This window comes from Streptomyces sp. NPDC079020, from assembly GCF_044542225.1.
GTDB lineage: Bacteria > Actinomycetota > Actinomycetes > Streptomycetales > Streptomycetaceae > Streptomyces.
Map to the genome: position 1 here is coordinate 1 of NZ_JBITUB010000017.1, position 24881 is coordinate 24881.

General features: G+C 72.7%; 24 protein-coding genes. 12 read left to right on the top strand and 12 right to left on the bottom strand.

Annotation, left to right across the window (positions count from 1 at the left end; all coding sequences use genetic code 11):
• Window positions 1–160 precede the first annotated feature (160 nt).
• Genes ACIGJO_RS29135 through ACIGJO_RS29165 form a run of 7 tightly spaced genes read left to right on the top strand, consistent with a single transcriptional unit; the run spans window position 161 to window position 5395 of the window.
• The gene (locus tag ACIGJO_RS29135) at window positions 161–463 is read left to right on the top strand and encodes an urease subunit gamma (protein WP_329942655.1); all 303 of its coding nucleotides are present in this window, start codon (window positions 161–163) and stop codon (window positions 461–463) included.
• A complete protein-coding gene (ureB, locus tag ACIGJO_RS29140) occupies window positions 460–780 on the top strand; it encodes an urease subunit beta (RefSeq protein WP_399963131.1) in 321 nt (106 codons plus the stop codon). Before ACIGJO_RS29135 ends, ureB begins: the two co-directional genes overlap by 4 nt.
• 1 nt (window position 781) lies before the next feature.
• Window positions 782–2485, top strand: a complete 1704-nt coding sequence (locus tag ACIGJO_RS29145; protein ID WP_399963133.1) for an urease subunit alpha — start codon at window positions 782–784, stop codon at window positions 2483–2485.
• Window positions 2485–3150: an urease accessory protein UreF gene (locus ACIGJO_RS29150; RefSeq protein ID WP_399963135.1), complete on the top strand. Its 666-nt coding sequence runs from the start codon at window positions 2485–2487 to the stop codon at window positions 3148–3150. The genes ACIGJO_RS29145 and ACIGJO_RS29150 overlap by 1 nt, the downstream gene beginning before the upstream one ends.
• The gene (ureG, locus tag ACIGJO_RS29155) at window positions 3143–3907 is read left to right on the top strand and encodes an urease accessory protein UreG (protein WP_399963137.1); all 765 of its coding nucleotides are present in this window, start codon (window positions 3143–3145) and stop codon (window positions 3905–3907) included. Before ACIGJO_RS29150 ends, ureG begins: the two co-directional genes overlap by 8 nt.
• Window positions 3904–4698 carry an urease accessory protein UreD gene (locus ACIGJO_RS29160; RefSeq protein WP_399963139.1) on the top strand — a complete coding sequence of 265 codons (795 nt, stop codon included), beginning with the start codon at window positions 3904–3906 and terminating at the stop codon, window positions 4696–4698. Before ureG ends, ACIGJO_RS29160 begins: the two co-directional genes overlap by 4 nt.
• A gap of 34 nt (window positions 4699–4732) precedes the next feature.
• Window positions 4733–5395, top strand: a complete 663-nt coding sequence (locus ACIGJO_RS29165) for a hypothetical protein (RefSeq protein WP_399963141.1) — start codon at window positions 4733–4735, stop codon at window positions 5393–5395.
• On the opposite strand, the gene ACIGJO_RS29170 is transcribed toward ACIGJO_RS29165, so the two are convergent.
• The 11 genes from ACIGJO_RS29170 to ACIGJO_RS29220 form a co-directional block, all read right to left on the bottom strand.
• On the bottom strand, window positions 5392–6690 hold the full coding sequence (locus ACIGJO_RS29170; protein ID WP_399963143.1) for an MFS transporter: 1299 nt from the start codon (window positions 6688–6690) through the stop codon (window positions 5392–5394). The genes ACIGJO_RS29165 and ACIGJO_RS29170 overlap by 4 nt on opposite strands.
• Window positions 6691–6962: 272 nt before the next feature.
• On the bottom strand, window positions 6963–7142 hold the full coding sequence (locus tag ACIGJO_RS29175; RefSeq protein WP_399963145.1) for a hypothetical protein: 180 nt from the start codon (window positions 7140–7142) through the stop codon (window positions 6963–6965).
• Window positions 7143–7341: 199 nt separating this feature from the next.
• The gene (locus tag ACIGJO_RS29180; protein ID WP_399963147.1) at window positions 7342–8481 is read right to left on the bottom strand and encodes a zinc-binding dehydrogenase; all 1140 of its coding nucleotides are present in this window, start codon (window positions 8479–8481) and stop codon (window positions 7342–7344) included.
• Window positions 8478–8780: a putative quinol monooxygenase gene (locus ACIGJO_RS29185; protein ID WP_399963149.1), complete on the bottom strand. Its 303-nt coding sequence runs from the start codon at window positions 8778–8780 to the stop codon at window positions 8478–8480. Before ACIGJO_RS29185 ends, ACIGJO_RS29180 begins: the two co-directional genes overlap by 4 nt.
• Before the next feature lie 5 nt (window positions 8781–8785).
• Window positions 8786–9445, bottom strand: a complete 660-nt coding sequence (locus tag ACIGJO_RS29190) for a glycerol-3-phosphate responsive antiterminator (protein ID WP_399963151.1) — start codon at window positions 9443–9445, stop codon at window positions 8786–8788.
• Window positions 9446–9485: 40 nt separating this feature from the next.
• A complete protein-coding gene (locus ACIGJO_RS29195) occupies window positions 9486–11039 on the bottom strand; it encodes an FAD-binding oxidoreductase (protein WP_399963153.1) in 1554 nt (517 codons plus the stop codon).
• The gene (locus tag ACIGJO_RS29200) at window positions 11036–12709 is read right to left on the bottom strand and encodes an FAD-dependent oxidoreductase (RefSeq protein WP_399963155.1); all 1674 of its coding nucleotides are present in this window, start codon (window positions 12707–12709) and stop codon (window positions 11036–11038) included. The genes ACIGJO_RS29195 and ACIGJO_RS29200 overlap by 4 nt, the downstream gene beginning before the upstream one ends.
• A 92-nt stretch (window positions 12710–12801) precedes the next feature.
• Window positions 12802–14361: an FGGY family carbohydrate kinase gene (locus ACIGJO_RS29205; protein ID WP_399963157.1), complete on the bottom strand. Its 1560-nt coding sequence runs from the start codon at window positions 14359–14361 to the stop codon at window positions 12802–12804.
• Window positions 14362–14484: 123 nt separating this feature from the next.
• Window positions 14485–15942, bottom strand: a complete 1458-nt coding sequence (locus ACIGJO_RS29210) for an MFS transporter (RefSeq protein ID WP_399963159.1) — start codon at window positions 15940–15942, stop codon at window positions 14485–14487.
• Between the two features lie 369 nt (window positions 15943–16311).
• On the bottom strand, window positions 16312–17901 hold the full coding sequence (locus ACIGJO_RS29215) for a peptidoglycan-binding protein (RefSeq protein ID WP_399963161.1): 1590 nt from the start codon (window positions 17899–17901) through the stop codon (window positions 16312–16314).
• Between the two features lie 239 nt (window positions 17902–18140).
• The gene (locus tag ACIGJO_RS29220) at window positions 18141–18587 is read right to left on the bottom strand and encodes a nitroreductase family deazaflavin-dependent oxidoreductase (protein WP_399963164.1); all 447 of its coding nucleotides are present in this window, start codon (window positions 18585–18587) and stop codon (window positions 18141–18143) included.
• A gap of 256 nt (window positions 18588–18843) precedes the next feature.
• On the opposite strand from ACIGJO_RS29220, the gene ACIGJO_RS29225 reads away from it, so the two are divergent.
• The 3 genes from ACIGJO_RS29225 (at window position 18844) to ACIGJO_RS29235 (ending at window position 21290) form a co-directional block, all read left to right on the top strand.
• A complete protein-coding gene (locus ACIGJO_RS29225; RefSeq protein WP_399963401.1) occupies window positions 18844–19077 on the top strand; it encodes an acyl carrier protein in 234 nt (77 codons plus the stop codon).
• A 92-nt stretch (window positions 19078–19169) separates the two neighbouring features.
• Window positions 19170–20369 (top strand): beta-ketoacyl-[acyl-carrier-protein] synthase family protein, encoded by a 1200-nt coding sequence (locus ACIGJO_RS29230; protein ID WP_399963403.1) that lies wholly within the window; start codon window positions 19170–19172, stop codon window positions 20367–20369.
• A gap of 21 nt (window positions 20370–20390) precedes the next feature.
• Window positions 20391–21290, top strand: a complete 900-nt coding sequence (locus ACIGJO_RS29235) for an alpha/beta fold hydrolase (protein WP_399963166.1) — start codon at window positions 20391–20393, stop codon at window positions 21288–21290.
• A 32-nt stretch (window positions 21291–21322) separates the two neighbouring features.
• Here ACIGJO_RS29235 and ACIGJO_RS29240 read toward each other — a convergent pair whose 3' ends face one another.
• Window positions 21323–23773: an endonuclease/exonuclease/phosphatase family protein gene (locus ACIGJO_RS29240; RefSeq protein ID WP_399963168.1), complete on the bottom strand. Its 2451-nt coding sequence runs from the start codon at window positions 23771–23773 to the stop codon at window positions 21323–21325.
• Window positions 23774–23998: 225 nt separating this feature from the next.
• On the opposite strand from ACIGJO_RS29240, the gene ACIGJO_RS29245 reads away from it, so the two are divergent.
• Both ACIGJO_RS29245 and ACIGJO_RS29250 read left to right on the top strand, forming a co-directional pair.
• Window positions 23999–24487 (top strand): helix-turn-helix domain-containing protein, encoded by a 489-nt coding sequence (locus tag ACIGJO_RS29245; RefSeq protein WP_399963170.1) that lies wholly within the window; start codon window positions 23999–24001, stop codon window positions 24485–24487.
• A complete protein-coding gene (locus ACIGJO_RS29250; protein WP_399963173.1) occupies window positions 24480–24845 on the top strand; it encodes a DUF4180 domain-containing protein in 366 nt (121 codons plus the stop codon). Before ACIGJO_RS29245 ends, ACIGJO_RS29250 begins: the two co-directional genes overlap by 8 nt.
• Window positions 24846–24881 lie beyond the last annotated feature (36 nt).

A 24881-nucleotide genomic window follows, 5' to 3' on the forward strand; every position in this document is an offset into this window, starting at 1 on the left:
ATCCACGGTCGAGTACCCACACCCTCACGAACGGCCGAATCGTCACACCGGTTACGCCCCACCAGCACACTTCAACAAGATCGTGTTACGAGCTCTTATAAGAGGGACGTGGTCACGGCGATTCCGGGAATTCCGGGGACTGCCGCCATGGAGGTTTCCCATGTTTCTCACTCCGTCCGACACGGAGAAATTGCTGCTGAGCGTCGCCGGAATGGTGGCCCGGGACCGGCGTGAGCGCGGTGTCCGCCTCAACTACCCCGAGGCCGTCGCCCTGCTCGCCTGCTGGGCCATGGAGCGAGCCCGCGAAGGGGCTCCCGTCCAGGACCTCATGACCGCGGGCCGAACCGTCCTGACCCGCGCTGACGTGCTCGAAGGTGTTCCCGAGATGCTGCATGACGTTCAGGTCGAGGCGACCTTCCCCGACGGGCGCAAGCTCGTCACGATCACCTCGCCGATCCCGTGATCCCCGGCGAGATCCGGACCGGATCCGGCGTACTGAAAATCAATGACACGCTTACCCAATTGCAGCTCACCGTGGTGAATGACGGCGACCGCCCCATTCAGGTCGGCTCGCACCTGCATTTCTCGGACGCGAATCCCGCGCTTTCCTTCGACCGTACTCTCGCCGAGGGATTCCGCCTCGATATCCCCTCCGGCACATCGCTGCGCTTCGAACCCGGCGTCGGCGCCGACATCACGCTCGTCGAGCTCGGTGGCCGCCGCAGGGTGCCCGGCATCGTGGTGCCCGGAACCCGCACTGCGGAGACGGAGGCCGTGTGACATGGCACAGATGACCCGCGCCGCCTACGCGGCGCTCTACGGACCCACCACCGGCGACCGCGTCCGCCTCGCCGACACCGATCTGTGGATCGAGGTGGAGGAGGACCGCTGCTTCGGCGGCGACGAGGCCGTGTTCGGCGGCGGCAAGTCCATCCGCGAGTCGATGGCCCAGGCCACCACCTCACGCGCCGAGGGTGCCCTCGACCTCGTCATCACCAATGTCGTCGTCCTCGACCACTGGGGCATCGTCAAGACCGACGTCGGCATCCGGGCCGGCCGGATCGTCGCCCTGGGCCGCTCCGGCAACCCCGACATGAGCGACGGCGTCCACCCCGGCCTGATCATCGGCCCCGGCACCGATGTCGTCTCCGGCGAGGGCCGCATCCTCACCGCCGGGGCCGTCGACACCCACGTCCACTTCCTGATGCCGGAGACCCTCCACGAGGCACTCGCCACCGGCACCACCACCGTGATCGGCGGCGGCACCGGGGCCACCGAGGGGTCCAAGGCCACCACCGTCACCCCCGGTGCCTGGAACCTCGCGATGATGCACCGGTCCCTGGACAGCGTCCCGCTCAACATCATGCTGTTCGGCAAGGGCTCCACCGTCGGTGAGGAAGCCCTGCGCGAGGCCGCGCTCGGCGGTGCCGGAGGGTACAAGGTCCACGAGGACTGGGGCGCCACCCCCGCCGCCATCGACGCCGCGCTGAAGGCCGCCGACGCCTACGGCCTCCAGGTCGCGCTGCACGCCGACAGCCTCAACGAGGCCGGCTACGTCGAGGGAACCCTCGACGCGATCGCCGGACGCGGCATCCATGTCTTCCACGCCGAAGGCGCGGGCGGCGGCCACGCGCCCGACATCATCACCGTCGCCTCGCACCCCCATGTGCTGCCCGCGTCCACCAACCCCACGCTCCCGCACACCGTCAACACCGTCGCCGAACACCTCGACATGCTGATGGTCTGTCACCACCTCAACCCCCGCGTACCCGAGGACCTGGCCTTCGCCGAGTCCCGCATCCGCGCCACCACCATCGCCGCCGAGGACGTCCTGCACGACATCGGCGCCCTCTCCATCACCTCCTCCGACGCCCAGGCCATGGGCCGGATCGGCGAGGTCGTCTGCCGCACCTGGCAGGTCGCCCATGTGATGAAGCAGCGCTTCGGCGACCGGGGCTCCGAACTCCCCGCCGACAACGAGCGCGCCCGCCGCTATGTCGCCAAGTACACGATCTGCCCCGCCGTGGCCCATGGCATCGACCATGTCGTCGGCTCCGTCGAACCCGGCAAGCTGGCCGACCTCGTGCTCTGGGACCCCGCCTTCTTCGGTATCCGCCCGGCAGCGGTGATCAAGGGCGGCATGGTGGTGTACGCGCCGCTCGGCGACGCCAACGCGGCCATCCCCACCACCCAGCCGGTGCTGCTGCGCCCCACCGCGGCGGCCGGTGCCGCTGCCCATCTGTCCGTCAGCTTCGTCGCGCCCGCCGCGCTGGAGGACGGACTCGCCGAACGCCTCGGCCTGCGACGGGAGCTCGTCGCCGTACGGCCCACCCGCCACCTCACCAAGGCGGACCTGCCGAACAACACCGCGCTCCCGGCGATCGACGTGGACCCGGAGACCTTCGCCATCCGTATCGACGGGGAGCTCGTCGAGCCCGCCCCCGCCGCCGAACTGCCGCTGGCCCAGCGGTACAGCATGTTCTGATGGGCGTGCTCGCCCCCCTCCTGCTGGCCGACGGGCGCCTCCCGGTCGGCGCGTACACCTACAGCGCGGGCCTCGAACCGGCCGTCGCGGCGGGACTCACCCGCGACCGCGTCCCCGCACTCCTGCGGGCCCGGCTGCACACCGCCGCCGTCACCGAAGCGGCCGCCGCCGTCCTCGCCCTGCGCGCCGCGGGGCAAGGCCCGGTGGACTACGGCCCCGTACAGCACGCCCTCGCGGCGCGGACCCCGGCCGCCCCGCTGCGCGAGGCATCCGCCACGCTCGGCCGGGGCGTGCACCGCCTGGCCCGCCGGCTCGCCCCGGACCACCCGGCGGTCACCGCCCTGGCCGCGCTCCGCCCGCGCCCCCTGCGGCCCGTCACGCTCGGCGCGCTCGCCGCCGTCGTCGAGGCGACCGAGGCCGAACTGGCCCACGCGGTCGTCCACGACGAACTCCAGACCATCACCTCCGCCGCGCTCAAACTGCTGCCCGGCGACCCGCTCGACTCGGTGGCCTGGATCCTCGCCGCCGAGCCGGACGCCGCGGCGGCGGTGACCGCGGCCCTCGCCGTACGGACCCCGGGCGAACTGCCCGCCCGCACGGCCCTGCTCACCGAACAGTGGGCACTCGAACACGACCGACGCGAACGGAGACTCTTCCTTGCCTGACAACCATGCCCACGCCCACGCGCCGACCCACGCCCCCACCGGCGGCCCCGAGGACCGCGCCAACCCCCACTTCCACGAGCCCCTGAACCAGCCCCGCGCCCTGCGGCTCGGCGTCGCGGGCCCGGTCGGCACCGGGAAGAGCTCGATCCTGGCCACCCTCTGCCGCGAACTCGCCGGGGAACTGGCCATGGCCGTCGTCACCAACGACATCTACACCGACGAGGACGCCCGCTTCCTCCGCTCGGCGGGCGTCCTGCCCACCGAGCGCATCCGCGCCGTCGAGACCGGCGCGTGCCCGCACACCGCCATCCGCGACGACGTCAGCGCCAACCTCGACGCCGTCGAGGACCTGGAGGAGGCGTACGGACCGCTCGACCTGGTCCTCGTCGAGAGCGGCGGCGACAACCTGACCGCCACCTTCAGCCCCGCCCTCGCCGACGCGCAGCTCTTCTGCATCGACGTCGCGGGCGGCGGAGACGTGGCCCGCAAGGGCGGCCCCGGCATCACCGGCGCGGACCTCCTGATCATCAACAAGACCGACCTCGCCCCGTACGTGGAGGTCGACGTGGCGGCCATGGTCGCCGACGCCGAAGCGGCCCGCGACGGCCTCCCGGTGCTGGCCCTGTCCAGGAAGGACCCGGTCTCGGTCGCCGAACTGGCCGACTGGGTACGGGCGTTGCTCGTGCGTCACCGATCCGGTACCCATCTCCCCACCGACCCGGGCCCGATGGCACCGCACAGCCACGCGCACCCGTGAGCGAGCGGGCGGGGGGAGCCGCCGAACCGACGGTGCTCACCGTCGAACGTGACGGGACCGGCCGCCACCTCGCCCGGGACCTGACGCCCGGCGCCTTCCTGGCCCCCCGCCCCCTCCTCCCGGACCCGGACGCCCTGCACATCGCCCTCGTCGGCACCCGGGCCGGGCTCCTCGCGGGCGACGACCTGGTCCTGCGCATCAGGGTGGGACCGGGAGCACGGCTGCGCCTCGTCGAACCGTCCGGCCTGGTCGCGTACGACCACCGCGGCGGTACGTCGACATGGCGGGCCCGGATCGAGATCGCGGAGGGCGGCGAACTCCACTGGGACGCGAAGCCGTTCGTGATCTCGGCCGGAGCGGACGTGGAGCGCCACATGGTGGTGGGCATGGCCGCGGGTGCCCGGATGCTCTGGCGCGAGACCCTGGTCCTGGGCCGCAGCGGTGAACGCGGCGGGCGTCTGCGGGCGCGGACCCATGCCACGTACGACGGGCGGGAGCTGCTGGTCGAGGACCTGGACCTCGGGGACGCGGAGATCCGTGAACTGCCCGGCATCCTCGGCCCGAACCGGGTCATCGGATCCGTCACCGCGCTCGGCACGGTCCCAGCGGCCCCGCCGCACCCCTACGGCACCAGGCTGGCGGGCCCCGGAGCACAGGTGCGGCTGCTGGACACGGTGGCCCCGGGGATGGAGGCCGAGCTGGCCGAGGTCTGGGAGACCTGGCGAACGGCACCGGCGGACGCCGCGCCGGGCCTCGGGGACCGCGGAAGCGGAACCGGGGGTGCCGCCTGACGGGCCGACGGGGCCGGTGCGGTTGGATGGCCGTATGAGCGTTCATGACGTGGCCCGCAGGCTGCCGGACATACCCGTCCTCACCGACCTCTGCCGCTCGATGGCGATGCTGGACGCCATCCTGTGCCCGGAATGGGACTACCGGTGGCACAGCTTCGACGCGCGGTGGTCCGCGACGGAGGCGATGGCCTCGATGCGGGACGGATCGGGCAACGAGTACTCCCTCGTGCTCTCGCCGGCCGGCGCCTACCTCCGCGGGTTCGACCACGAGTCACCGATGAGTCCGTACGTCGACGATGTGCCCTGGCCCGGAGTGCTCGACGACGTCCCGCCGGTCTTCCGGGCGTACGTCGACGAGCCCGCGTTCTCCGACGAGCACGGCCTGCCGGTCGTCACCGCGTGCCTGTGGAGGCAGCGCGACGACGACCGGTGGCACGCCGGTGCCATCGAATTCCCCGAGGACGGCGAGGAGTCGGACGGCGCGGACTGGCTCTTCCAGCTCCTGGTGGCCCGGAGCCCGGAGAGCTACCAGGAGTGGGCCGAGGACTACTTCGAGATGGCGGTGGACCTCGACGCGGTGCGCCATGTGTTCGCGCTGCGCCCGCTGACCGACGAGGTCGTCGCGGCACTCAGTCCCGAACGGGTGCCCGCGGAACTGGCCGAGGACATCAAGGACATCGGCTACCCGGTCGCCTAGGCCTGCTCCTTCGGCCGCCGCGGTTTCGCCGGCCCGCCGGTCCCGGCCCGGCGGGCCGCCACCGCCGCACCGAGCAGCGCGGGGAGTGCCGCGACGGTGAAGCACACGGCCAGGGGAAGACGGCCCGCCAGCAGCCCCGCCCCGGCCGTGCCCGCCGAGATCCCCGCGTTGAGCGCCGTGTTGACCCAGGCTCCGGCCTGGGTACGGCTGCCGGGCGCGACGCACTCGTCGGCGAGCAGATAGGCCGTGGTGAGGACCGGGGCCACGAACAGCCCGGCCAGCGCGATCATGACCATCAGCACCGGAACGTTCGGCGAGAAGCCCGCGGCGAACAGGGCCAGCCCCAGCGCACCGGCGAACGCCCCCAGCCGCACCCGGCTGGGGACCCGCCAGGCAACGGCGCCGTTGACGAGGCCGCCGACCGCGCTGCCCGCCGAGAGGGCGGCCAGCACCCATGCCACCGCCGAGCCCTGGTGGCGCTGCTCCGCGAAGGCCACCACCAGCAGATCCAGCCCTCCGAGGCACAGTCCCACACCGCCCGTCACCAGCACGGCGTGCCGCAGCCCGGCCGTGCGGCGCAGGAGCTGTGCGCGCCCGCCGGACCCGTCTGCGGCCAACCCGCCGGGCGCGGACGCCGGACCGTGCGGGCGCCCCCCGATGTCCCGGACGGCGGGGGAGTGCGCCAGCGCGAGCGAGCCGGCCAGCACGAGCCCGGCGCCGATGGCCAGACCCGCCGCGGGCCGGGCGTACTCGATCAGCAGCCCGACCAGCAGCGGTCCGCTGACGAGCAGCAGTTCCTCGGCCACGGCGTCCAGGCTGTAGGCCCGTCGCAGCAGCGCGCGATCCGGCACGAGGCCGCTCCACACGGTCCGCATGACGGGCCCGAGCGGCGGAGTGCAGACCCCGGCGGCCAGCGCCAGCGCGCCCAGCCGGACCCCCGGCGCGCCGGGCTGCCAGGTGGCCTGGGCCAGTACCGCCAGCATCGCCGCGTACGCGCCGGCCATCAGCGGCAGTGAGCGACGTGGTCCGTACCGGTCGACGAGCGCGGCGCGGACGGGGGAGAGCAGCACACTCGCCGCCCCGAACAGGGCCATGACCGCCCCCGCCGCGGAGTAGGAGCCGGTGGTGTCCTTGACCGCCAGCAGCAGGGAGAGGGGCACCATTCCATAGCTGAGCCGCCCCAGCAGCGCGGCGGCGAAGGTGCCCGGAGCGTGGCGGGTGCGCAGGACGGCCGCGTACGAGGGGGATGCGGACGGGGACGTGGAAGGGGACGACGACGGTGTCCGTGAAGACATGGGGACATTCCTCGAAGAGGCGGCGCCGGGCCGACGGGCTTGTACGTGGCCGCGGCCGGGGCGCCGGAACGTGCGGGGACAGCGGAGTGACGCACCCACGCGGTGGGTGCGGTCGACGCGTGTCCTAGGCACGGGGGAGGAACATGCCCGCCACTCTACCCGGGCCCGGACCGGTCCGGGGCTGCGGAGCCGGGGACCGCCGGACCGGGACGTGCCCGCGGGCACATCCCGGTCCCTGGTGGTGAACCGTGAGCACAGGGCTCCGCGGTGCGCTACCTCCTGTGCTCCCGGCGGGACTTGGCCCGCTTCTCCATCGCCTTGCGGCGCTCGACGGTGTACTTCGACCAGTCCCCGCGATGGCGGTCGCACCGTGAGGCACCCAGCATCGCCAGCCTTCGGCACCGGGTGCCCTTCGTCGTCGGTGCCCCGCAGATGGACTGTGTACGAGCCATGCTGAACCGCCTCTGAGCGCGTCGGTGTGTGCCGGTCGGGCCCAGAATCGCCCCGTGCGGGATCCGGGCGACAGGCGCACGGCGGTCGTTCCCGCGGCAGCACGGGCGCACCCGCCTCACACTCCGGCACACCGCCCCGGCCGCGTCCGCGCGCTCCCGGGGGCGCCCGGCGCCCGCCGCGGGACCCGCCCGCGCGGGCTCAACTCCCCAGCAGCCCCGATGTGTCGATCACCTGACGGATCGCCCGGCCCGAAGCCAGCTCCTCCATCGCGTCGTTGATGCCGGTCAGCGGCAGCGTGCCCGTGTGCATCAGCTCCACCGGCATCAGGCCCGCCCGCCACAGGTCCAGGAAGCGCGGGATGTCCCGGCGCGGAACCGCGTCGCCCATGTACGAGCCGAGCAGGGACTTGCCCTCGCCCGCGAAGGCCAGGGCCGGGACCTCCAGGACGCGGTCCGGGGCGGGCAGCCCCACCGAGACGACCCTGCCGCCGCGGGCGACGGCCGCCAGGGCGTCCGCCATCACCCGCGGGCTGCCCACCGCCTCGACCGCCAACTCGGCCCCGCCACCCGTCAGTTCGCGTACGGAGGCCATCGCCTCCTCGGGGGCGTACGCGTGGGTCGCGCCCAGCCGCAGGGCCAGCTCACGTTTCTCCGCCACCGGGTCGACCGCGACGACCGGGTACGCCCCGGCCGCGCGGGCGCCCAGCACCGCCGAGAGACCGACGCCGCCGAGGCCGTACACGACGGCGGACCCGCCGGGCCGCAGGGCCGCCGTGTTGATGACCGCGCCCGCCCCCGTGAGGACCGCGCAGCCGAACATCGAGGCGACGGCGAACGGCACGTCCTTCGGGATCGGGACCAGTGACTCCTGGGCCAGCACGGCGTGTTCGGCGAAGGCGGACACGCCGAGCTGGTGGTGGACCGTCCGGCCGGCGGCGTCCGTCAGGAGCGGGGGACCGTGCAGCAGGCCTCCCGAACCGTTCGCCGCGGCCGCACGCGCGCACAGGGCGGGGCGGCCCGCCGCGCAGTCCGCGCAGAAACCGCAGCTCGGGACGAAGACCAGAGCCACATGGTCGCCGGCGGAGAAGCGGCGCACACCGGGACCGGTCTCCTGGACCACGCCCACCGCCTCGTGACCGAGGGCCATCGGCAGCGGGCGGACCCGGTCGCCGTTGACCACGGAGAGGTCCGAGTGGCACAGGGACGCGGCCGCGATGCGGACCAGTACCTCGCCCTCGCGCGGTGCGCCGAGGGTCAGCTCCTCCACCTCGACCGGGCGGGTCGCGGAGTAGGGGCGGGACGTCGACGTCCCGCGCAGCACCACCGCACGGGTCTTCATGCCCGCACCTGCTCACGCGGAGCGCAGCGCAGCACGTCGCGGCTCTCCAGCAGCGGGACGACCTTGCCGAGCACGATGTCCTGGAAGTGCGGGGTCGCGCAGTGCGCGGTGAAGTCGGCCTCGGTGGCGTACTCCTCGTACAGCACGATCGCACGGGGGTCCTCGATGCCCTGGTGGACCCGGTAGCCGAGGTTGCCGGGCTCCTCGCGGGAGGCGGCGGCCATCGCGTCGAGGAGGGACAGGACGGTGTCCTCCTCGCCGGGCTCGGTGCGGTAGCGGGCGACGATCACGTAACTCACGGGGACTACTCCTGTGGTGCGGCGGGCCTCTTGAGGGCGGACGGCGGAACCGGCGGCAGCTGGTCCCGGCGCAGATGCCAGAGGCGGGGGTCGGAGGTGGCGGCCGCGGCCGATCCGAGGGCCAGGGCGAGCGCCACGTCCGCGGGGGTTTCCACGAAGCCCGCGGCGACCGACGGGGACATCGCGCGCTGCGCCTGCGCGGTCATCCGGCCGACGATCGGGGCGGGCATGATCTCGACCAGGTCCGGCGCCCCGCGGGAGATCGCGTCCGTGGAACGGCGCAGGTTGGACCGGTCGGTGACGAACACCTTCATCATGGTCAGCAGGCCGAGCGGGCGGCCCTTCTCTATGAGGGAGAGCCGGGTGCTCACCACGCCGTGCGCGCCCATGTTCTTGATGAACTCCAGCGCGCCCCGGTCCTGCGCGAGACCGGGGCTGCTGTCCACGTTCACGAACACGGTCTTCCCCGCCCGGCCCAGCGCCGGCACGACCTGGGGCAGCTGCCCCACCGCGAACGACGCGAGGATGCACACCCTGGCCGGTGCGGTCAGGAACTGCCGCAGCGGCTGGGTGCCGACGACCGACGCGATCACCGGCACCTCGGCGAAGGCCGAGGCGAGCCGGGGATCGAGCGGGGCGCTGAACCGGGAGGGGGAAGGGGTCATGGCGAGAGCCTGCCTGGGAAGGGGTTCGCGGCTGCTGGGGTCAGTTCAGCGGGGACGTACCGAATCGGCTGGGAAGGCCCAGTTTGCCAGGGTTGAGAATCCCGGCCGGGTCCAGGGCCGCCTTCACCGCGACGAACGTCGCGAAGCCCGCCCCGAGGGATTCCTCCAGGTAGGGGCCGCGCAGCAGACCGCAGCCGTGGTGGTGGCTGAGGGCCGCCCGGTGCTTGATGAGTACGGCGTTGGCCGCGTCCCACACCGAGCGGTACCAGTCGCGGCGCGACCCGGGCGCCACATCGCCGCGCAGCGAGAAGTAGACGCAGGCACCGTCGGTGTACGCGTGGGACTGGTGGGCCGAGGCCGCCAGGGTGCCGTCCACCGACTGGATCGCGGCGACCACCTCGTCGTAGATCACCGGGAGGTCGGCCCAGGAGGCGGCCATCTCCAGGGTGTCGGCGACGAAGCCGGGGCCCGGCTTGAAACCGTCCGCCGACTTGCCGACCAGCATCCGCTCGTCCAGCCAGCGCTCGAAGACCGCCTTGCTGTCCAGCTCGGGGCCGTAGGCGGCGCAGACCTCGGACGCGACCTTGATCGACGCGTCGACGATCGCCGGGTCGCCCTCGTCGGCGATGAGCAGCAGATTGGTGTCGGGGTGGCCGAAGTGGGTGCCCGACTCCAGGGCGTCGTACAGGCGCAGAACGGCCGGCGTCGCACCGCGCTGCATGATCCGGCGGCAGGCGTCCAGGCCCTCCGCGAAGGTCGCGAAGCCGTAGGCGACGGCGTTGGCGTACTCGGGCAGCGGGTGGACCCGCAGCCGGGCCGAGACGATGACGCCGAGGGTGCCCTCCGAGCCGATGAACAGCTGGCGCAGGTCCGGGCCGACCGCCGCGCGGGCGTAGTCGCCGTACGTGGCACGGGTGCCGTCCGCGTGGATGACGTCCACCCCGACGACCATGTCCTCGATCTTGCCGTACCGGGTGGAGAGCTGACCGGCACCGCGGCAGGCGATCCAGCCGCCGACCGTGGAGACGGCGAACGCGGAGGGCCAGTGGCCCGTCGTCACGCCGTACTCCTCCTGGAGCTGCTTCTCGAAGAGGTCACCGAACATGCCCGCCTCGACGTCCACCACGTTCGACTCGGCGTCGAAGCCGGTGATCCGGTTCAGCGCGCAGACGTCCAGCACGACCCCGCCGAAGACGGGGAGCGCCGCACCGGTGACGTTGGAGCGGCCGGCCGACGGGGTCACCGGGATGCCCGCCTCGTGGCAGATCCGCAGCACGGCCGCGATCTGGTCCGCGTCCGCGGCCTCGACGACCACGGCGTCCGGCGTCGCGGGACGGCCCTCGGTCTCACCGATCATCGACCCGGCCCACCAGTCACGGGTCCGGGTGACGACCTCGTCCCGGGCGGTGTGCACGGCGTGCGCGGCCCCGCGCAGCGCCTCGATCACGCTCTCGGGGACCTCGACCGGGTCGCTCTGGAGCGCGGCCTCGCCGTCGCCGACGGGGGTGTTCTGCGCCCACTTGGCGAAGCTGGGGGCGCCGATCGTGTAGTTGCCCCGGTTGAACGGGTGGGTGATGGTCTGACGGCTGATCATGCTGCTGCCCCTTCGAGGAGTACGGACTTTTCGTGACGGACGGCTGCGAGGTACTCGGAGACCGAGCGCTCCACCTCGGCCGGTGTGAGGTTCAGTTCCCGGCCGAGGATCGCGCCGACCGCGGCGGCCGCGTCGGCGGAGGCGTCCCGGGCGAACAGCCGGGCCCGCAGCCGGCGGGAGAGCACGTCGTCGACCGAGCGGGCCAGCTCGGCGCGGGCCGCGTACACGACCTCCGCCTCGGTGTACGGGAGCCCGGCGACGATCGGCTCGGCCAGCGACGGGTCGTCCTGGATCAGGTCGCCGACGAAGCGGGCCTCGGTGCCGAACCGCTCGCCCAGGTGCGCGGCGATGCCACCGGAGGCGGCGACCGCCTCGGCGTCGTAACCGGCGCCGCCGAGCAGCGGGAGGTTCGCGGTACGGCTGGAGCCCTTGCGGCCCAGCACCGTCATCACCTTGTCGATGACCAGCTCACCCATGTGCCGGCTGGTGGTGAGCTTGCCGCCGGTCACCGTCACCATTCCGGTGCGCCCGACGGTGATGTGGTGGTCGCGGCGCATGTCGAGCGTCGCGCCCTCCTTGCCGCCGACCAGCGGACGCAGCCCGCCGATGGAGCCGACCACGTCGTCCGGGGTGAGCTTCCCCTCGAACGCGGTGTTGGCGCCCTCCAGCAGGAATTCCATCTCCTCGCGGGTGCAGTGCACATCGTCGGGGGAGCCCTGGTAGTCCTCGTCGGTCGTGCCGAGCACCACGCTGTTTCCCCAGCGGGTGCAGGTCGCGCGGCGGGCCCGGCCGGGGATCGGGACGGTGACCGTGCAGTTGATCCGCACCTTCTCCCACGGCACCACGATGTGGACGCCCTTGGCCGGGCGGACCTGCGGCTTGTGGCCGTCGTCGGCCTTCGCGTCCAGTTCGTCGGTCCACACCCCGGTGGCGTTGACGACGGCCCGGGAGCGGATGTCGATGGTGTCGCCGTCCACGCTGACCCGGGCCCCGGCCACCTTGCCCATCTGCGTCAGCAGACCCTCGGCCTTCGCCCCGTTCAGGACCGTCGCCCCGAGGGCCGCCGCGGTGCGGACGATGGTGAGCACGAGCCGGGCGTCGTCGGTGCGGGCGTCGAAGTACATCAGCCCGCCCTTCAGGTTCTCCGCGCGCAGCGTCGGCGCCTGCGCGAGGACCTCCGGGACGCTGAGGCGCTGGTGCAGCTTGCCGATCCGCCAGCCGCCGACCAGGTCGTAGGTCCACAGCAGACCCTCGAAGCCCTTGGCGAGGCGGGCGTCGAAGATGCCCTCCTTCTCCAGGATCGGGAAGAGGAACGGCAGCCGGTGCACCAGGTGCGGGGCGTTCCTGCGGAAGCGGTGGCGCTCCAGGAGCGAGTGACGTACGAGATTGACGTTGCCCTGCTCGATGTAGCGCAGGCCGCCGTGCACCATCTTCGAGGACTTCGAGGACGTGCCCGAGGCGAAGTCGTCCTTCTCGACCAGCGCGGCCCGCAGCCCGCGCGAGGCCGCGTCCAGCACCGCGTACGCCCCGGTGATCCCGCCGCCGATGACGACGACGTCATAGGTGTCGTCGGCCAGCCGGCGCTTGATTCCGGCGCGGTCGAGCAGCAGCGGCGTTCGGCGGGTCGCCGCGGCGCTGCGCCGTGGTTTCCGGGCGGGCAAGGTGATCACAACATCAACTCCTGGTGTTTCGGTACGGCGGCCGCGTGGTCGAAGGGTCCGCCGGGGCGACGGTGAGGGTGCCGTCGGTGGGGGGCGTGCGGTTACGTCCCGGGCGCCTCCAGGGGGCGCAGCGCCGGGTCCTTGAGGTGGCCGATCAGGACGTCCCGCCAGGCGGCACGCTGCGCGGCGCGCTCCGGCGCCGGGACGCGGGGTGTGAAGACCCGGCCGTTCGGCTGGGCCTCGACGACCTCCTCCAGCGAGGACCAGAGCCCCCGCGCGACGCCGGCGAGATACGCGGTCCCGCGCAGGCTCGCGGTGGCCGAGTCGGCGACCCGCTCCAGCGGCAGACCGGTCAGGTCGGCCTGGATCTGCATGAGCGGGTCGCTGCCGGAGACCCCGCCGCCCACCCGCAGGCGGGTGAACGGCGCGCCCATCGTGTCGGCGACCCCGTCGATCAGGTCGCACACGGAGTGCGCGATCCCGTCGAGGACGGCGCGGGCGAGGTCGGCGCGGGTGGTGGCGAGGGTGAGCCCGGTGAGCGAGGCGGTGGCCTCCGGGTGCCAGACCGGCGTACGTACTCCGGCGAGCGCCGGGACGAAACGCGGGGTGCGGCCCGGCCGGGTGGGGACCCGGCCCGCCTCCTCACCGAGCTCCTTCGGCGAGGCGAAGAGGCCCAGGTCGTCACAGAGCCAGCGCAGCGCCGAGCCCGCGGTGGAGGTGTAGGCCTCCAGGCTGTAGTGGCTGATGTCGCCCTGCCGCCGGCCGGGCTGGGCGAGCACCCCGGAGATGTCCGGCCGGGGCAGGGCGGGCACGGTGCCGGTCGCGGCGTCCACGAAGGCGCCGGTCCCGTACATGATCATGCCCTGCCCGGCGGTGAGACCGCCGAGCGCGAGCAGGGCCGCGTGCTGGTCGCCCATGGAGGCGGCCAGCGGCACGGAGATGCCGAGGGCGGCCGGGTCGGTGTGCCCGAACCCGGCGTCGTCGGAACGCAGCTCGGGCAGCAGGTCGAGCGGGAAGCCGAGCCGGCCGATCCACTCCTCGTCCCAGGCGTGCCGCTCCAGCAGATAACCACCGCTGGACGCGGCGTTGGTGGGCGTCGTGGCGTGCACGGCGCCACCGGTGAGCCGCCAGATCAGCCAGGTGTCGACGGTGCCGAAGAGCAGCCGGCCCGCGCGGTGCGCGGCGGCCACCTCCGGGTGCGCGGCGATCTGCCGCGCGGCCCAGAGGAACGGTGCGCGGGCACCGACCGGCCGGCCCTGGCGGGCCAGCAGGGCGGTGTCCCACTCCGCTTCGTACGAGGTGAGCTCGGCGGCGTACCGCCGGTCCTGCCACACCACCGCGGGCAGCAGCGGCCGCCCGGTGACCCGGTCCCAGAGCATCGCGGTGGCCCGCTGGGTGGAGAGCGCCACCGCGGTGATGGCGATGCCGTCCTCGCGGGCCCGGCCGACGGCGCGGCGGGCCACCTCCAGGGTCGCGGTCCAGATCTCCATCGGGTCCTGCTCGACCGAGAGGTCGTCCGGATGGCTGACCCTGATCGGCCGGTAGAACACCTCGTGGGCGGCGCCGGAGTCGAGGACGACTCCGGCCCGGGTGCCCGTGGTGCCCTCGTCGATCGCCAGCACTCCGCGCCGTGGGGCGGCGCCGGGGAACGTCTGCGTCATTGCAGCCCTTTCATTGCGAGCATCGCGAGCTGTACGGAGCCGGCCGTACGGAGCGGTACGTACGGATCCGGCGGTACGGAGGGGAGGGGGACCATCGTGTGATGCGGCAGGCGCGGCCGACGGTCAGCGCGCGGTCGTGGCCTTCGCGGATTCGGGGGAATCGGCCTGCGGGCCCACGCCGGAGGCGTCCGCGGCGGCAGCCCCGTCCGGGGACTGGCCGGCCTTCATCGGGTCCCACTTGATCGCCAGGCAGGTGATCATGCCGAGCAGCGGGACCACGGAGAGCACCAGGAAGGTGTCGGCGAGGCCGAGGGATTCCTTGATCTGCGGGAAGAGGTACAGCCCGGCGACACTGCCGAAGCTGCCGACCATGCCGGTGACACCGGTGCCCAGTGCGCGCACATCACTGCTGTACGAGAGGGCGGCGATGGACTTGCCGTTGGCTCCGGGGCCCGTGGAGTGGCACAGGATGAACAGCACCGGCAGCAGGAACGCCACGGCCGTGGGGACCTTCTCGAAGGTCAGGCCCATCGCGAGCAGGGCGACGAACACCCCGGCGAAACCGGCCGCGGAGCTGAGGCGCAGTCCGAGGCGGCGGCCGAAGTAGGCGGAGAGCAGACCGCCCGCGATGCCGAAGGCGTTGAACACCATCGAGCCGATGGTGGCCTTCTCGAAGCTCTCGCCGAAGATCGTCAGGCTGATCAGCGGGAGGTACCAGCCGACGGCGAAGTACTGCATCGACTGCCCGAGCGAGATCACCGAGGACAGGACGGTGCGCGGCAGGTAGTCGCCCTTGAAGAGCACTCCGGCCTGGCGGAATCCGATGGCGGGGGCCTCGGAGGCGGCCCGGGTGGCCGCGTCGGGCTGTCCGGCGACGGCCTTGATCCCGTAGATCCTGTCCAGGTTGCGGACCGCGTCGTCCAGCCGGCCCTTGCTGGCCAGCCAGGTGGGGCTCTCCTGGAGCATCAGCCACTGGCCGATGAGCAGGGCGATGGCGACGACCGCGGCGGAGCCGACCGACCAGCGCCAGATGTCCGCGCCGACGTCCATGTTGAAGAAGAGGAGCGCGAGGGCGAGGTTGCTGGTGGTGGCGACGTACCAGACCGCCTGCCACAGGTTCAGCCGGCCGCCGAGCTTGGCGGGGGTGTACTCGGCGAGCAGCGCCATGGCGACGGCGAAGTCGATGCCGTAGGCGATGCCCACCATGACGCGGCCCACCCAGACGACACCGAAGTCGTCGGCGAACGCGGCGGTCAGGGCGCCCGCGATGGCGAAGACCTTGGCCAGCAGCAGCGGGGGAACCCGGCCGAAGCGGGTGGCGAGCCAGCCGCCGATCGGGTTGAAGAGGATCGCCAGGGCCGGAGCGGTGGCCGTGAGGACCGAGACCTGCGTGCTGGTCAGCTCCATCTGGGACGTCATGGGCCCCAGGCCCGCGCTCAGCGCGGCATTCGAATAGGCGTCGAGGAACAGCCCGCCGAACACGAGGAACCAGATGACTTGCGCCCGGCCGGTGATCTTTCCCAGCCCATCGATGAGCGCAACGACGTCGCCGACGCCTTTGACGCTCGGACGTTGTGCCATGAATCCGCCTTCGAGGAAGACCCATCGGCGGCACGGGGAGCACAAGAAACAGGCATGACGAAACCACCGACAGGTGGTCTATGTCTGTGCCTGTCAAAACACTGCGGAAAGCGCCGCAGCACGTGAACTGCTGAACTGCCGGTCCGGCGAACCACCGGATCCCCAGGGACCCGGTCCGGTACTTCGGTACTACGCAGTGAGGTTAAGAACGTGTCAGGACAAACGTCAAGGGTTTCCGGCAGGTTACCGAAACGTGACGCGTGTGCCTCAAGTGCCCGATGTGCCCCGTGTGCCCGGCGGGAGACTGCCCGCGCCGGGGGCGTTCCGGTGGCGGTGTGCCACGGAACGCCCCGCTTCGCTCCGGACGGGTCAGCTGCCCGCCTGGAGGGCAGACCAGGTGGCCGGTCCGACGCTCCCGTCGACGGAGAGCTTGCGGACCTTCTGGTAGGCGCGCACCGCGGTGTCGGTGGCGGTGCCGAAGCTCCCGTCGATGCCGACCGTGGAGCCGAGCGCGGCGGTCAGACTCCGCTGGAGCCGCCTCACCTCGTCGCCGGAGCTGCCCAGGGTCAGCGTCGGGGCGGTTCCGGCCGACAGCAGAGCGGTCCAGGTCTTCGGCCCGACCGTGCCGTCCGCGGTGAGCGCGCGGGCGCTCTGGAAGGCCTGGACCGCGCTCTTGGTGGCGGGGCCGAACTGTCCGTCCACGGCGCCCGGCTCGTACCCCTGCTCCTTCAGGAGCCGCTGGACGGCCGTGACCTGCGCCCCCGAGGCACCCTGCTGCTGGGCCGTGTACGAGGTGAAGTCGAGCCCGTCGCTGCCGGTGCCGCCGCCGGGGGCGCCCCCGACGAGCTGCATGTAGTAGGTCCAGTTCCAGTTGACGCCGGGGTCGGTGTGGTCGTTCCCGGGGGCCTCGCTGTGCCCGATGATGTGCGCACGGTCCTTCGGGATGCCGTAGCGGTCGCACAGATGGCGGGTCAGCGCGGCCGAGGAGCGGTACATCGCGTCGGTGAACCACGACGGGTCGTCGACCCAGCCCTCGTGCTCGATGCCGAGGGAGGAGGCGTTGGCGCTCTTCGCGTGGTACGCCGTGTTGCTGTCGCGCACCATCTGGGTGACCTCGCCGTCCGAGGAGCGGACCACATAGTGGGAGCTCACCTGGGACGTGGCGTTCTGGAACCAGCTGATGGAGCCCGCGTACGAGCCCTGGGTGACATGGACGACCACCTTATTGACCGTCGCCGACCGCCCTGTGGCGTAGTTGTTCGCGTGGGCGGGCACCCAGAGCGCCGAGGGGTAGTCGGGGCTCTGCGCGGTGACGCCGGCCGCGGCGAGGCTGCCCTTGGCGGGGGCGACCGGGCGGGAGGTGACCGTGACCTCCTCGCCGCCGGACACGGTCGTCCGCAGCCCTTCGGCCAGGAAGGTGTAGACCGCGTCCGCGTAGAGCGCCGCGGCGGGTCCCCGGGCGCCGCTGTAGCGGGCGACGGCCGGGTACCAGGCGTCGAGGTCCCGGCGCTCGGCGCGGTCCAGGCCCAGCGCGTCGGCGTGGCTGCGCAGCACGGCCGCGCCGCCCCGGATGTTGGCCGCGGTGTCCCCGCGCAGCCGGGGGAGCGACTCGCCGGTCAGCGCGGCGGCCTTCTCCAGGGAACGGTTGGCGGGGTTGCTCGCCAGGTGCATCACGCCGTAGCCGTTCGCCTGGCTCGGCGCTCCGGCGTGTCCGTCCAGGTGGGTCTCGCCGTAGCCGACGGCGGCCAGCAGGTCGCGCGGTACGCCGAACTCCTCGGCGGCCTGCGCGAAGGCCCGGTTCATCGGCTCGGCGGCGGCGGCGGTGGCGGTCGCGTCGGCCGCGGTCCCGGGGCCGGCCGCGGCCGCCGGGTGGCCGGCCGCGACCAGGGCCGTGACCGTGAGTGCCGCCAGCACGGACGCGCGGGCTCTGCGGTGTACGGCGGTGCTTCGTCGGGGCATGGGTGCTCCTGCTCTGTGGGGTCTCTGTGAGCCCGTTGGGGCTCCGTGGGGGGAGAGAAGAAGGCCCTCGGGCCCGGGTGGGGTGGGCCGAGGGCCGGTGAGCGCGCCCAGGCTATCGAGATGAATGGAGCATGACAACGACATCCGGGCGCGGCGAAGCGGCGCTGCTAGTTCCCTTTGATTCCAAAGGAGTTGGGAGGGTGGTGGGCCGGCGGTCCGATGTGAGTGAGGGGCATCGCTCAGCGCCGGGTGAGCCGGACGACGGGGATGTCGCGGTCGGTGCCCGCCTGGTACTCGGCGTACCGGGGGAACAGCTCGACCAGCCCCGGCCAGACCCGGGCCTTCTCCCCGGCCGGAAGCGTCTCGGCCCGCGCACCGAACCGCTCGGGCCCGACGCGGAGTTCGACCTCGGGGTTGGCCAGCAGGTTCAGATACCAGAGCGGAGGACGGTCGGACCCGCCGTTGGATCCCACGATCAGATAGTCCTCGCCGTCCCGCCCGTACATCAGCACCGTGCGCCGCACGGCCCCGCTGCGCCGGCCGACGTAGTCCATCAGCAGACACGGCACACCGAGCTGCGTGGTGCCCCGCGTACCGCCGGAGGACTCGTACAGCTCGGCCTGCCGGGCCACCCAGTCGGCCGGGCTGATCCGTACCGCCGCCTCGCCGTCCTGCTCCGCCGTCATCCGGACTCTCCCTCTCTCGTACGGTGCGTCGTCCGCCATCCTGGCATTCACCCTGCCGGAACCCGTGGATTCGTACACCTGGACAACCCCCCACCGCACGGGGGAACGCGGACCGGAGGCAGGGCCGCGAAGGCGTATAAATGGTCCCTCCGGAGCAGCCGGCGTCCCCCGATGGCCACCTGACCCCCCACGCGGCCGGCGTCACCGCGTCACTGAGCGGAGGAGCGCCTCAATGAGCACCTCGGAAGCGACCTCAATGAGAACCTCGGAAGAGATCAACGCCCTGCTGGTAGCGAACTTCGGCACCGACCCCCTGGCCATCCGCCCCGAGGTGCCGCTCCGTCAGCTGCGCCTGGACTCCCTCGCCCTGGAGGAGCTGCGGCTGCTCATCGAGGACCGGCTGGCCATCGACCTGGAGGACGTCGCCCTGACCTCACGGGACACCGTGGGCCGACTGGTGGCGGCCGTGCACGAGCGGGCCTCCGCGTGACGGCCCGCCCGCCCGCCGAGCCGTCACCCGCCCGGTCCACACGGCCGTTCACCCGGCCGCGCACCGAGCCGTTCCGCGCCGCCGTCACCGGCATCGGTCTGGTCACCGCCGCCGGAGTCGGCGCCGACGCGGCCTGGCGCGGTGTCAGCGAGGCCGCCACCGCGCCCTCCGTCGTCCGGCGGCCCGAGCTCCAGGGCCTGCCGTGCGACTTCTTCTACACGATCACCGGCCTCGACACGAAGGCCGTCCTCGGGGTGGCCGTCCAGCGGCTGATGGACCGCTTCACCCAGCTCGCCGTGATCGCCGCGCGGGAGGCCGTCGCCGACGCGGGACTCGACATCTCGGTCTGGGACAGCGGCCGGGTCGGCGTCGTCATCGGCTCCGCGCACGGCGGACTCCCCTTCTACGACGAGCAGCACACGGCCCTCACCGAGCGCGGCGCCCGGCGTGTCTCGCCCAAACTCGCGCCCCTCACCGTCGTCAACGGCGCCGCCAGCAGCGTCACCCTGGACCTCGGCATCCACGGCCCCAGCCAGGCGGTCTCCACCGCCTGCTCCTCCGGCACCGTCGCCATCGGCACCGCCCACCAGATGCTGCGCACCGGAGCCTGCGACATCGTCATCGCGGGCGGCGCCGAGTCGTCCTGCACCCGGCTGCTGCTCGCCAGCGCCTGCCAGATGAAGGCCGTCTCCACCCGCCGCGAGGACCCCGAGGCCGCCTGCCGCCCCTTCGACACCCACCGGGACGGCTTCGTCGTCGGCGAGGGCGCCGGTCTCCTCGTGCTGGAACACCCCGACCACGCACGTGCCCGGGGCGCCACCGTCCGCGCCCATGTCGACGGCTACGGCGCCTCCAGCGACGCCCACTCCACGGTCGCCCCCGACCCCGGTGGCCTCGGCATCGAACGGGCCCTGCGCACCGCGCTCGCGGACGCCGGGGTCTCGCCCTCGGACGTCGGCCATGTCAACGCCCATGGCACCTCGACCGTGTCCAACGACCTGATCGAGGCGACCATGCTGCGCCGGGTCCTGGGCGAGAGCCCGCTCGTCACCTCGACGAAGGCGATGACCGGGCACACCCTCGGAGCCGCGGGCGGCATCGAGGCGGCCCTGACCGTCCTCGCCCTCCAGCACCAACTGGTGCCGCCCACCGTCAACCTCGACACGCCCGACCCCGCGATCCCGGTCGACGTGGTCAGCAAGGAAGCCAGGCGGGCCGTGTTCGACTGCGCGGTCAAGACCTCGCTCGGCTTCGGCGGCCACAACGCGGCACTCGTACTCACCAGGGCCTGAGGGGAAAAGGGAAGAAGGATCATGTCCGAGGAGATCATCCGGCCCCTGTCGGCCGACGGCAGGCGCTACGCCTATCGGGTGCTGACCCGCTCGGAGGACGGGGGCGCCCCCGCCACCGAACCGGTGCTCGTCATCGGCGGCGCCCTTCAGGGCATGTTCGGCTGGCCCCAGATGGACGACCGGCTGGGACCGCTGGCCGATGTGGTGACCGCCGATCTGCCCGGCATGGGCACGGCCGACCCGCTGCCGTCCGGGCCCAGCGCGGAGGTGCTGCGCGAGGCGGTCCTGCGGATCGTCGACGACCTCGGCGCCCCGAAGGTCAACCTCTTCGGCTTCTCGTACGGCACCGCCATCGCCTTCGACTTCGCCCGTCACCACCCGCACCGCGTGGCCCGCCTGGCCCTCGGCGGCGTACCGGTGCACATCGGTGCCGACCAGCGGGCGGGCTGGCTGCGGGCGATGGACCTGCTGGCGGACGGGGACCGCGAGGGTTTCGCGGCGTTCGCGGCCGACGCCCTGATGTGCCTGGACCCGGAGCGCCCGGTGCACCGCAGGGAGCTGGCCCGGCGCTATGTCCGGCGCTCGTTCCTGCACGCGCTCACCCACTCGCCGCACGTCTCGGACTCACTGCGCAGGGCCCTGACGGACCGGCGGGACTTCTCCGGCGGGCTGTCCGGTGTACCGGCCCTGGTCTTCGCCGGCGAGCACGACACGGTGACCTCGCCGGAACGGCAGCGGGAGTTCGCCGCGACCATCGAGGGCAGCCGTTTCCTGACGATCGGTGAGTCGGACCACTGGGTCGTGCTGGAGCGGGCCGACGATGTGGCCGAGCTGGTCGCCCGCTTCTTCACCGACCGGCCCGTGGGGCCGCCCGCCGTCCCCCGGCAGCAGACGACCCCCGCCGCGGCCGGGCGGACCTGAGCGAACAGGTCCGCCCGGACCGGGCGCCGGCCTCAGCGCCGGTGGCCGTGTCCGTGGCCGTGCCCACCGCCGTGTCCGTGGCCGTTGCCGCCGACGTCCACGCGCACCACCTGCGGGTCGTGGTCGCTCGCCTGGTCGGCGAACTCCGCGTTGATGTGCACCACGTCGTAGTCGAAGCGGCGGATGCCGGGGCTCGTCAGGATGTGGTCCAGCGTCTGCGAGTTTCCGTCGTAGACATAGCTGTACCGCTCGCTCGCGGGCAGCGTGCTGATCAGCGGCTTGAGGACCCTGCCGCGGGTCAGCGCGTCCATGGCCGGGGAGAACGCGAAGTCGTTGAGGTCGCCGAGGGTGATGACCCGCGCCGACTTGTCCGCCTTCAGCAGTGAGGTGACGAAGGTGTTGACCTCCGTGGCCTGCTGCACCCGCTTGGTCTCCGAACCGCGCGTCGGCTCCTGGTAGCGGCCGTGCAGGGGCTGGTCGCCGCCCTTGGACGCGAAGTGGTTGCCGATGACGAAGACCGGCTTGCCGCGGAAGCGGAATTCGCCGACCAGCGGCTTGCGGCTGTCGTCCCAGGCGGCGCTCGCCGGGTTGATCCGGCCGGGCGAGACGGAGAGCTCGACGCCCTTCCTCGTGTCCACCGCCTTCACCGCGGTGGTGGCATCGCCGCCAGCCCGGTCGGTGAACGTGACGCGCTGAGGGTTGAAGAGGAAGACATTGCGGATGTTGCCGCCGGGCTCGCCGCCGTCCTTGTTGTTCTCGGGCGCGATGTAGCGCCAGGCGTAGCGCGGACCGCCCGCCGCGACGATCGCGTCGGTGAACCGCTTCAGCGTCGCCTCGGAGCCCACCGTGCCGTCGTTCGCGGCGCCGTTGTCGTCCTGGATCTCCTCCAGCGACACGATGTCGGGAGAGGCGAGACTTACCGCGACGCCCTCGGCCAGCGTGTCGAACTTGGTCTGCTCGTCGAGTGCGTCCAGGTTCTCCACGTTGTACGTGGCGACGGCCAGTTCCCTGCGCTTCTGCTTCCGGGTGACCTCACGCCTGAGCCGCTTGTCGGTGAGCGTGCCCAGCTCGGTGGCCTGGAGGTTGTAGCCGCCGAAGGACGCGTAGTCCAGGACGCCGGTGGTGGTGCCGGAGAGCACGTCGCCCACGTTCGCGGAGGGGACCGGCCTGGCCGGGTCGAGGGACATCACCTTGATGCGGCCGGTGTTCTGGTCGTTGTACGACGCGTAGAGCGTGCCGCCCCGCCCCGTCGGATTCTCCCGCGGCTTGACGGTGACCCAGACCTCGTCGTACGCGGTCGTCGCGCCGGTGACACGGGTGTCGGCGATCCTGACCCGGGTGCCTTCGAGCGACTCGTACAGGTCCAGTGCGTACGTCGCCGGATCGAGGGGGAGCGCGTCGATCGACCCGCCCGCCGCGGTGGGCGCGTAGGCGCCGGGCACCGAGGCGGCGTCGAGCACGACCGGCGCGGGCAGGGCGTTGCCCGAGGACAGCACGGTGGTCCGCGGCGCGGTGAGCTGGGTGAGGGACTGGGCGGTGGCGGACGGGTAGTACTCGGCCACCTTGCCGCTGACCAGCACCGAGTCGCCCACGGCCACGGCCGGTGCGGCGGAGCCGGTGTAGACGAACAGCCCCTCGCCGGTACGGGGGTCGGCGTCCGGTGCGGTGTCCTGGATCCAGAATCCGCGGGAGCCGGTGCTCCGGACACCGGTGACGATGCCCGGGACGCCGTCGACCGTCCGGCCGGTGAGCGGCGAGAGGCGCGTGGTGCCCTGGATGTCGTGCACGCGTACGGTGCCGGGCTCGGTCGGGCCGCCGGGCTCCCCGGGGTCCGTGCCGCCGGAGGTGTCACCGGCGGCGTTGACCGGGGTCGGGGTGCCCGCGGCGAGGTCGGCGGCGTTGTCGTCGGTGTCGGCCAGCGAGGCGGCGCGGGCGACGGAGGCGGTGGCGGAGGCTCCGGGCACCGGCCCGCCGCCCTCCCGTACGACCGCGGAGCCGTAGCCCACGAGGTCCACGATCCTGGTGTCGGCGGCACAGTCCGCCGCGGTCTTGCAGGTGAGCGGGGTGGTGCCGGAGACCAGGGCCACGCTGCCGCTCGCCGCGGACATCGCCACGGTGCCGGTGGCGTCGGCGGTCGGCAGGGCCACGGTGCCGCCGGTACCCGCGGCCTGGGCGACCAGGTAGCGGCCGCCGGGGGCGACGGCTCCGCTCAGCGTGGACACCTGCCACAGCGAACCGGCGGACGGGCTGCCCGGCAGGTACTGGACGCTGAAGCCGCCCAGGTCGAACGGGGCGGAACCGGCATTGGCCAGCTCGATGAAGTCCCGGGTCAGCGTCGCCCCCGAGTTGCCGCCGCCGCCGTACACCTCGGAGATCACGGCCGAGGAGGACGGTGCCGCGAAGGCGGCGGGCAGTGCGGTCACCGAGAGAGCGACGGCGACCGCGCCGGTCAGCAGGACGGAACCGGGTCTGGATATGCGCACGTGAGGTGCCCCCAACTGTGTAGTGAGGGCTGAAAACTATGCGCGTAGATGGGGCATGACAAGGCATCAGAGGTTAATTCCACGCATCGTGTCGATGTGGAGTCGATGTGGGGGGTTTGCGCCGATGCGGCAGAGGGCCGGGCGGGCGTCCCGATGGTTCCCTATCGCTCCTCATCATTCCCTATCGCGTCATCCGTGCGGTAGTTCAGGGTAATATCCCTGCGCATGGAGAGTGTTGAGCGCGAGCTGTACTCGGTGGGCGAGGTGGCCGAGCTGTTGGGGCTGCATGTGCGGACCGTCCGGAACTATGTCCGCGACGGCCGGCTGAAGGCCGTCCGGATCGGCAAGCAGTACCGCGTCAGCCGCGCGGACCTGGCGGCGCTGGCCGGGTTCACGGACGGGGGCGCGTCCCCGGAGGGTGCCGCCCCGCGCGGCCATCTGGAGGTGTCGAGCATCGTGCAGATCGACGCGATCGGCGCGGACGGGGCGAGCAGGCTGAGCACTCTGGTCACCGCCGCGGCGCAGTCGGGGCGGGACGCGGCCGTGCCCTTGCGCGTCCAGACGGTCTACGACGGGAAACTGGCCCGGATGAAGATCGTGATCCTCGGCGGCGCCGCTGCCACGGCGGATCTGCTGCACCTGGTCGACGGTGCGCTGGGTCCCGGCAACGGCATGTACCTGGCCGACGGCGGGCAGACGGTGCGCCGTGGCTGACCTCGTCGTGGAACACCACGGAGTGCCGGTACTCGTCCTCGACGCCGAGGGCGCGCCGATCGCCGGCGTGCAGGACGCGCTGGACCACCTCGTCGCCCCGGCCTTCTGCCGGGCGGAGGTGGTCGCGGTTCCGGTGGACCGGTTCGACCCCGGCTTCTACGACCTCAGTACCGGTCTCGCCGGAGAGGTCTTCCAGAAGCTCGCGAACTACCGGCTCAAGCTGGCCGTCGTCGGGGACATCTCGGACCGTCTGCGGGCGAGTCCGGCCCTGAGGGACCTCGTCCGCGAGGCCGACCGGGGCCGGCACGTGTGGTTCGTGACCGGCCTCGACGACCTCGCGGACCGCCTCGGCGGTTAGGTCCTGTCCGGGGTCCTGCCCGGGATCCCGTCCGGG

Coding starts and splice junctions, on each gene's coding strand:
- ACIGJO_RS29220 (WP_399963164.1), bottom strand. CDS start 18,587: ATGACGGCGGAGCAGGACGGCGAGGCGGCGGTACGGATCAGCCCGGCC.
- ACIGJO_RS29235 (WP_399963166.1), top strand. CDS start 20,391: ATGTCCGAGGAGATCATCCGGCCCCTGTCGGCCGACGGCAGGCGCTAC.
- ACIGJO_RS29225 (WP_399963401.1), top strand. CDS start 18,844: ATGAGAACCTCGGAAGAGATCAACGCCCTGCTGGTAGCGAACTTCGGC.
- ACIGJO_RS29170 (WP_399963143.1), bottom strand. CDS start 6,690: ATGTCTTCACGGACACCGTCGTCGTCCCCTTCCACGTCCCCGTCCGCA.
- ACIGJO_RS29135 (WP_329942655.1), top strand. CDS start 161: ATGTTTCTCACTCCGTCCGACACGGAGAAATTGCTGCTGAGCGTCGCC.
- ACIGJO_RS29195 (WP_399963153.1), bottom strand. CDS start 11,039: ATGATCAGCCGTCAGACCATCACCCACCCGTTCAACCGGGGCAACTAC.
- ACIGJO_RS29175 (WP_399963145.1), bottom strand. CDS start 7,142: ATGGCTCGTACACAGTCCATCTGCGGGGCACCGACGACGAAGGGCACC.
- ACIGJO_RS29165 (WP_399963141.1), top strand. CDS start 4,733: ATGAGCGTTCATGACGTGGCCCGCAGGCTGCCGGACATACCCGTCCTC.
- ACIGJO_RS29190 (WP_399963151.1), bottom strand. CDS start 9,445: ATGACCCCTTCCCCCTCCCGGTTCAGCGCCCCGCTCGATCCCCGGCTC.
- ACIGJO_RS29145 (WP_399963133.1), top strand. CDS start 782: ATGGCACAGATGACCCGCGCCGCCTACGCGGCGCTCTACGGACCCACC.
- ACIGJO_RS29215 (WP_399963161.1), bottom strand. CDS start 17,901: ATGCCCCGACGAAGCACCGCCGTACACCGCAGAGCCCGCGCGTCCGTG.
- ACIGJO_RS29245 (WP_399963170.1), top strand. CDS start 23,999: ATGGAGAGTGTTGAGCGCGAGCTGTACTCGGTGGGCGAGGTGGCCGAG.
- ACIGJO_RS29180 (WP_399963147.1), bottom strand. CDS start 8,481: ATGAAGACCCGTGCGGTGGTGCTGCGCGGGACGTCGACGTCCCGCCCC.
- ACIGJO_RS29205 (WP_399963157.1), bottom strand. CDS start 14,361: ATGACGCAGACGTTCCCCGGCGCCGCCCCACGGCGCGGAGTGCTGGCG.
- ACIGJO_RS29210 (WP_399963159.1), bottom strand. CDS start 15,942: ATGGCACAACGTCCGAGCGTCAAAGGCGTCGGCGACGTCGTTGCGCTC.
- ACIGJO_RS29150 (WP_399963135.1), top strand. CDS start 2,485: ATGGGCGTGCTCGCCCCCCTCCTGCTGGCCGACGGGCGCCTCCCGGTC.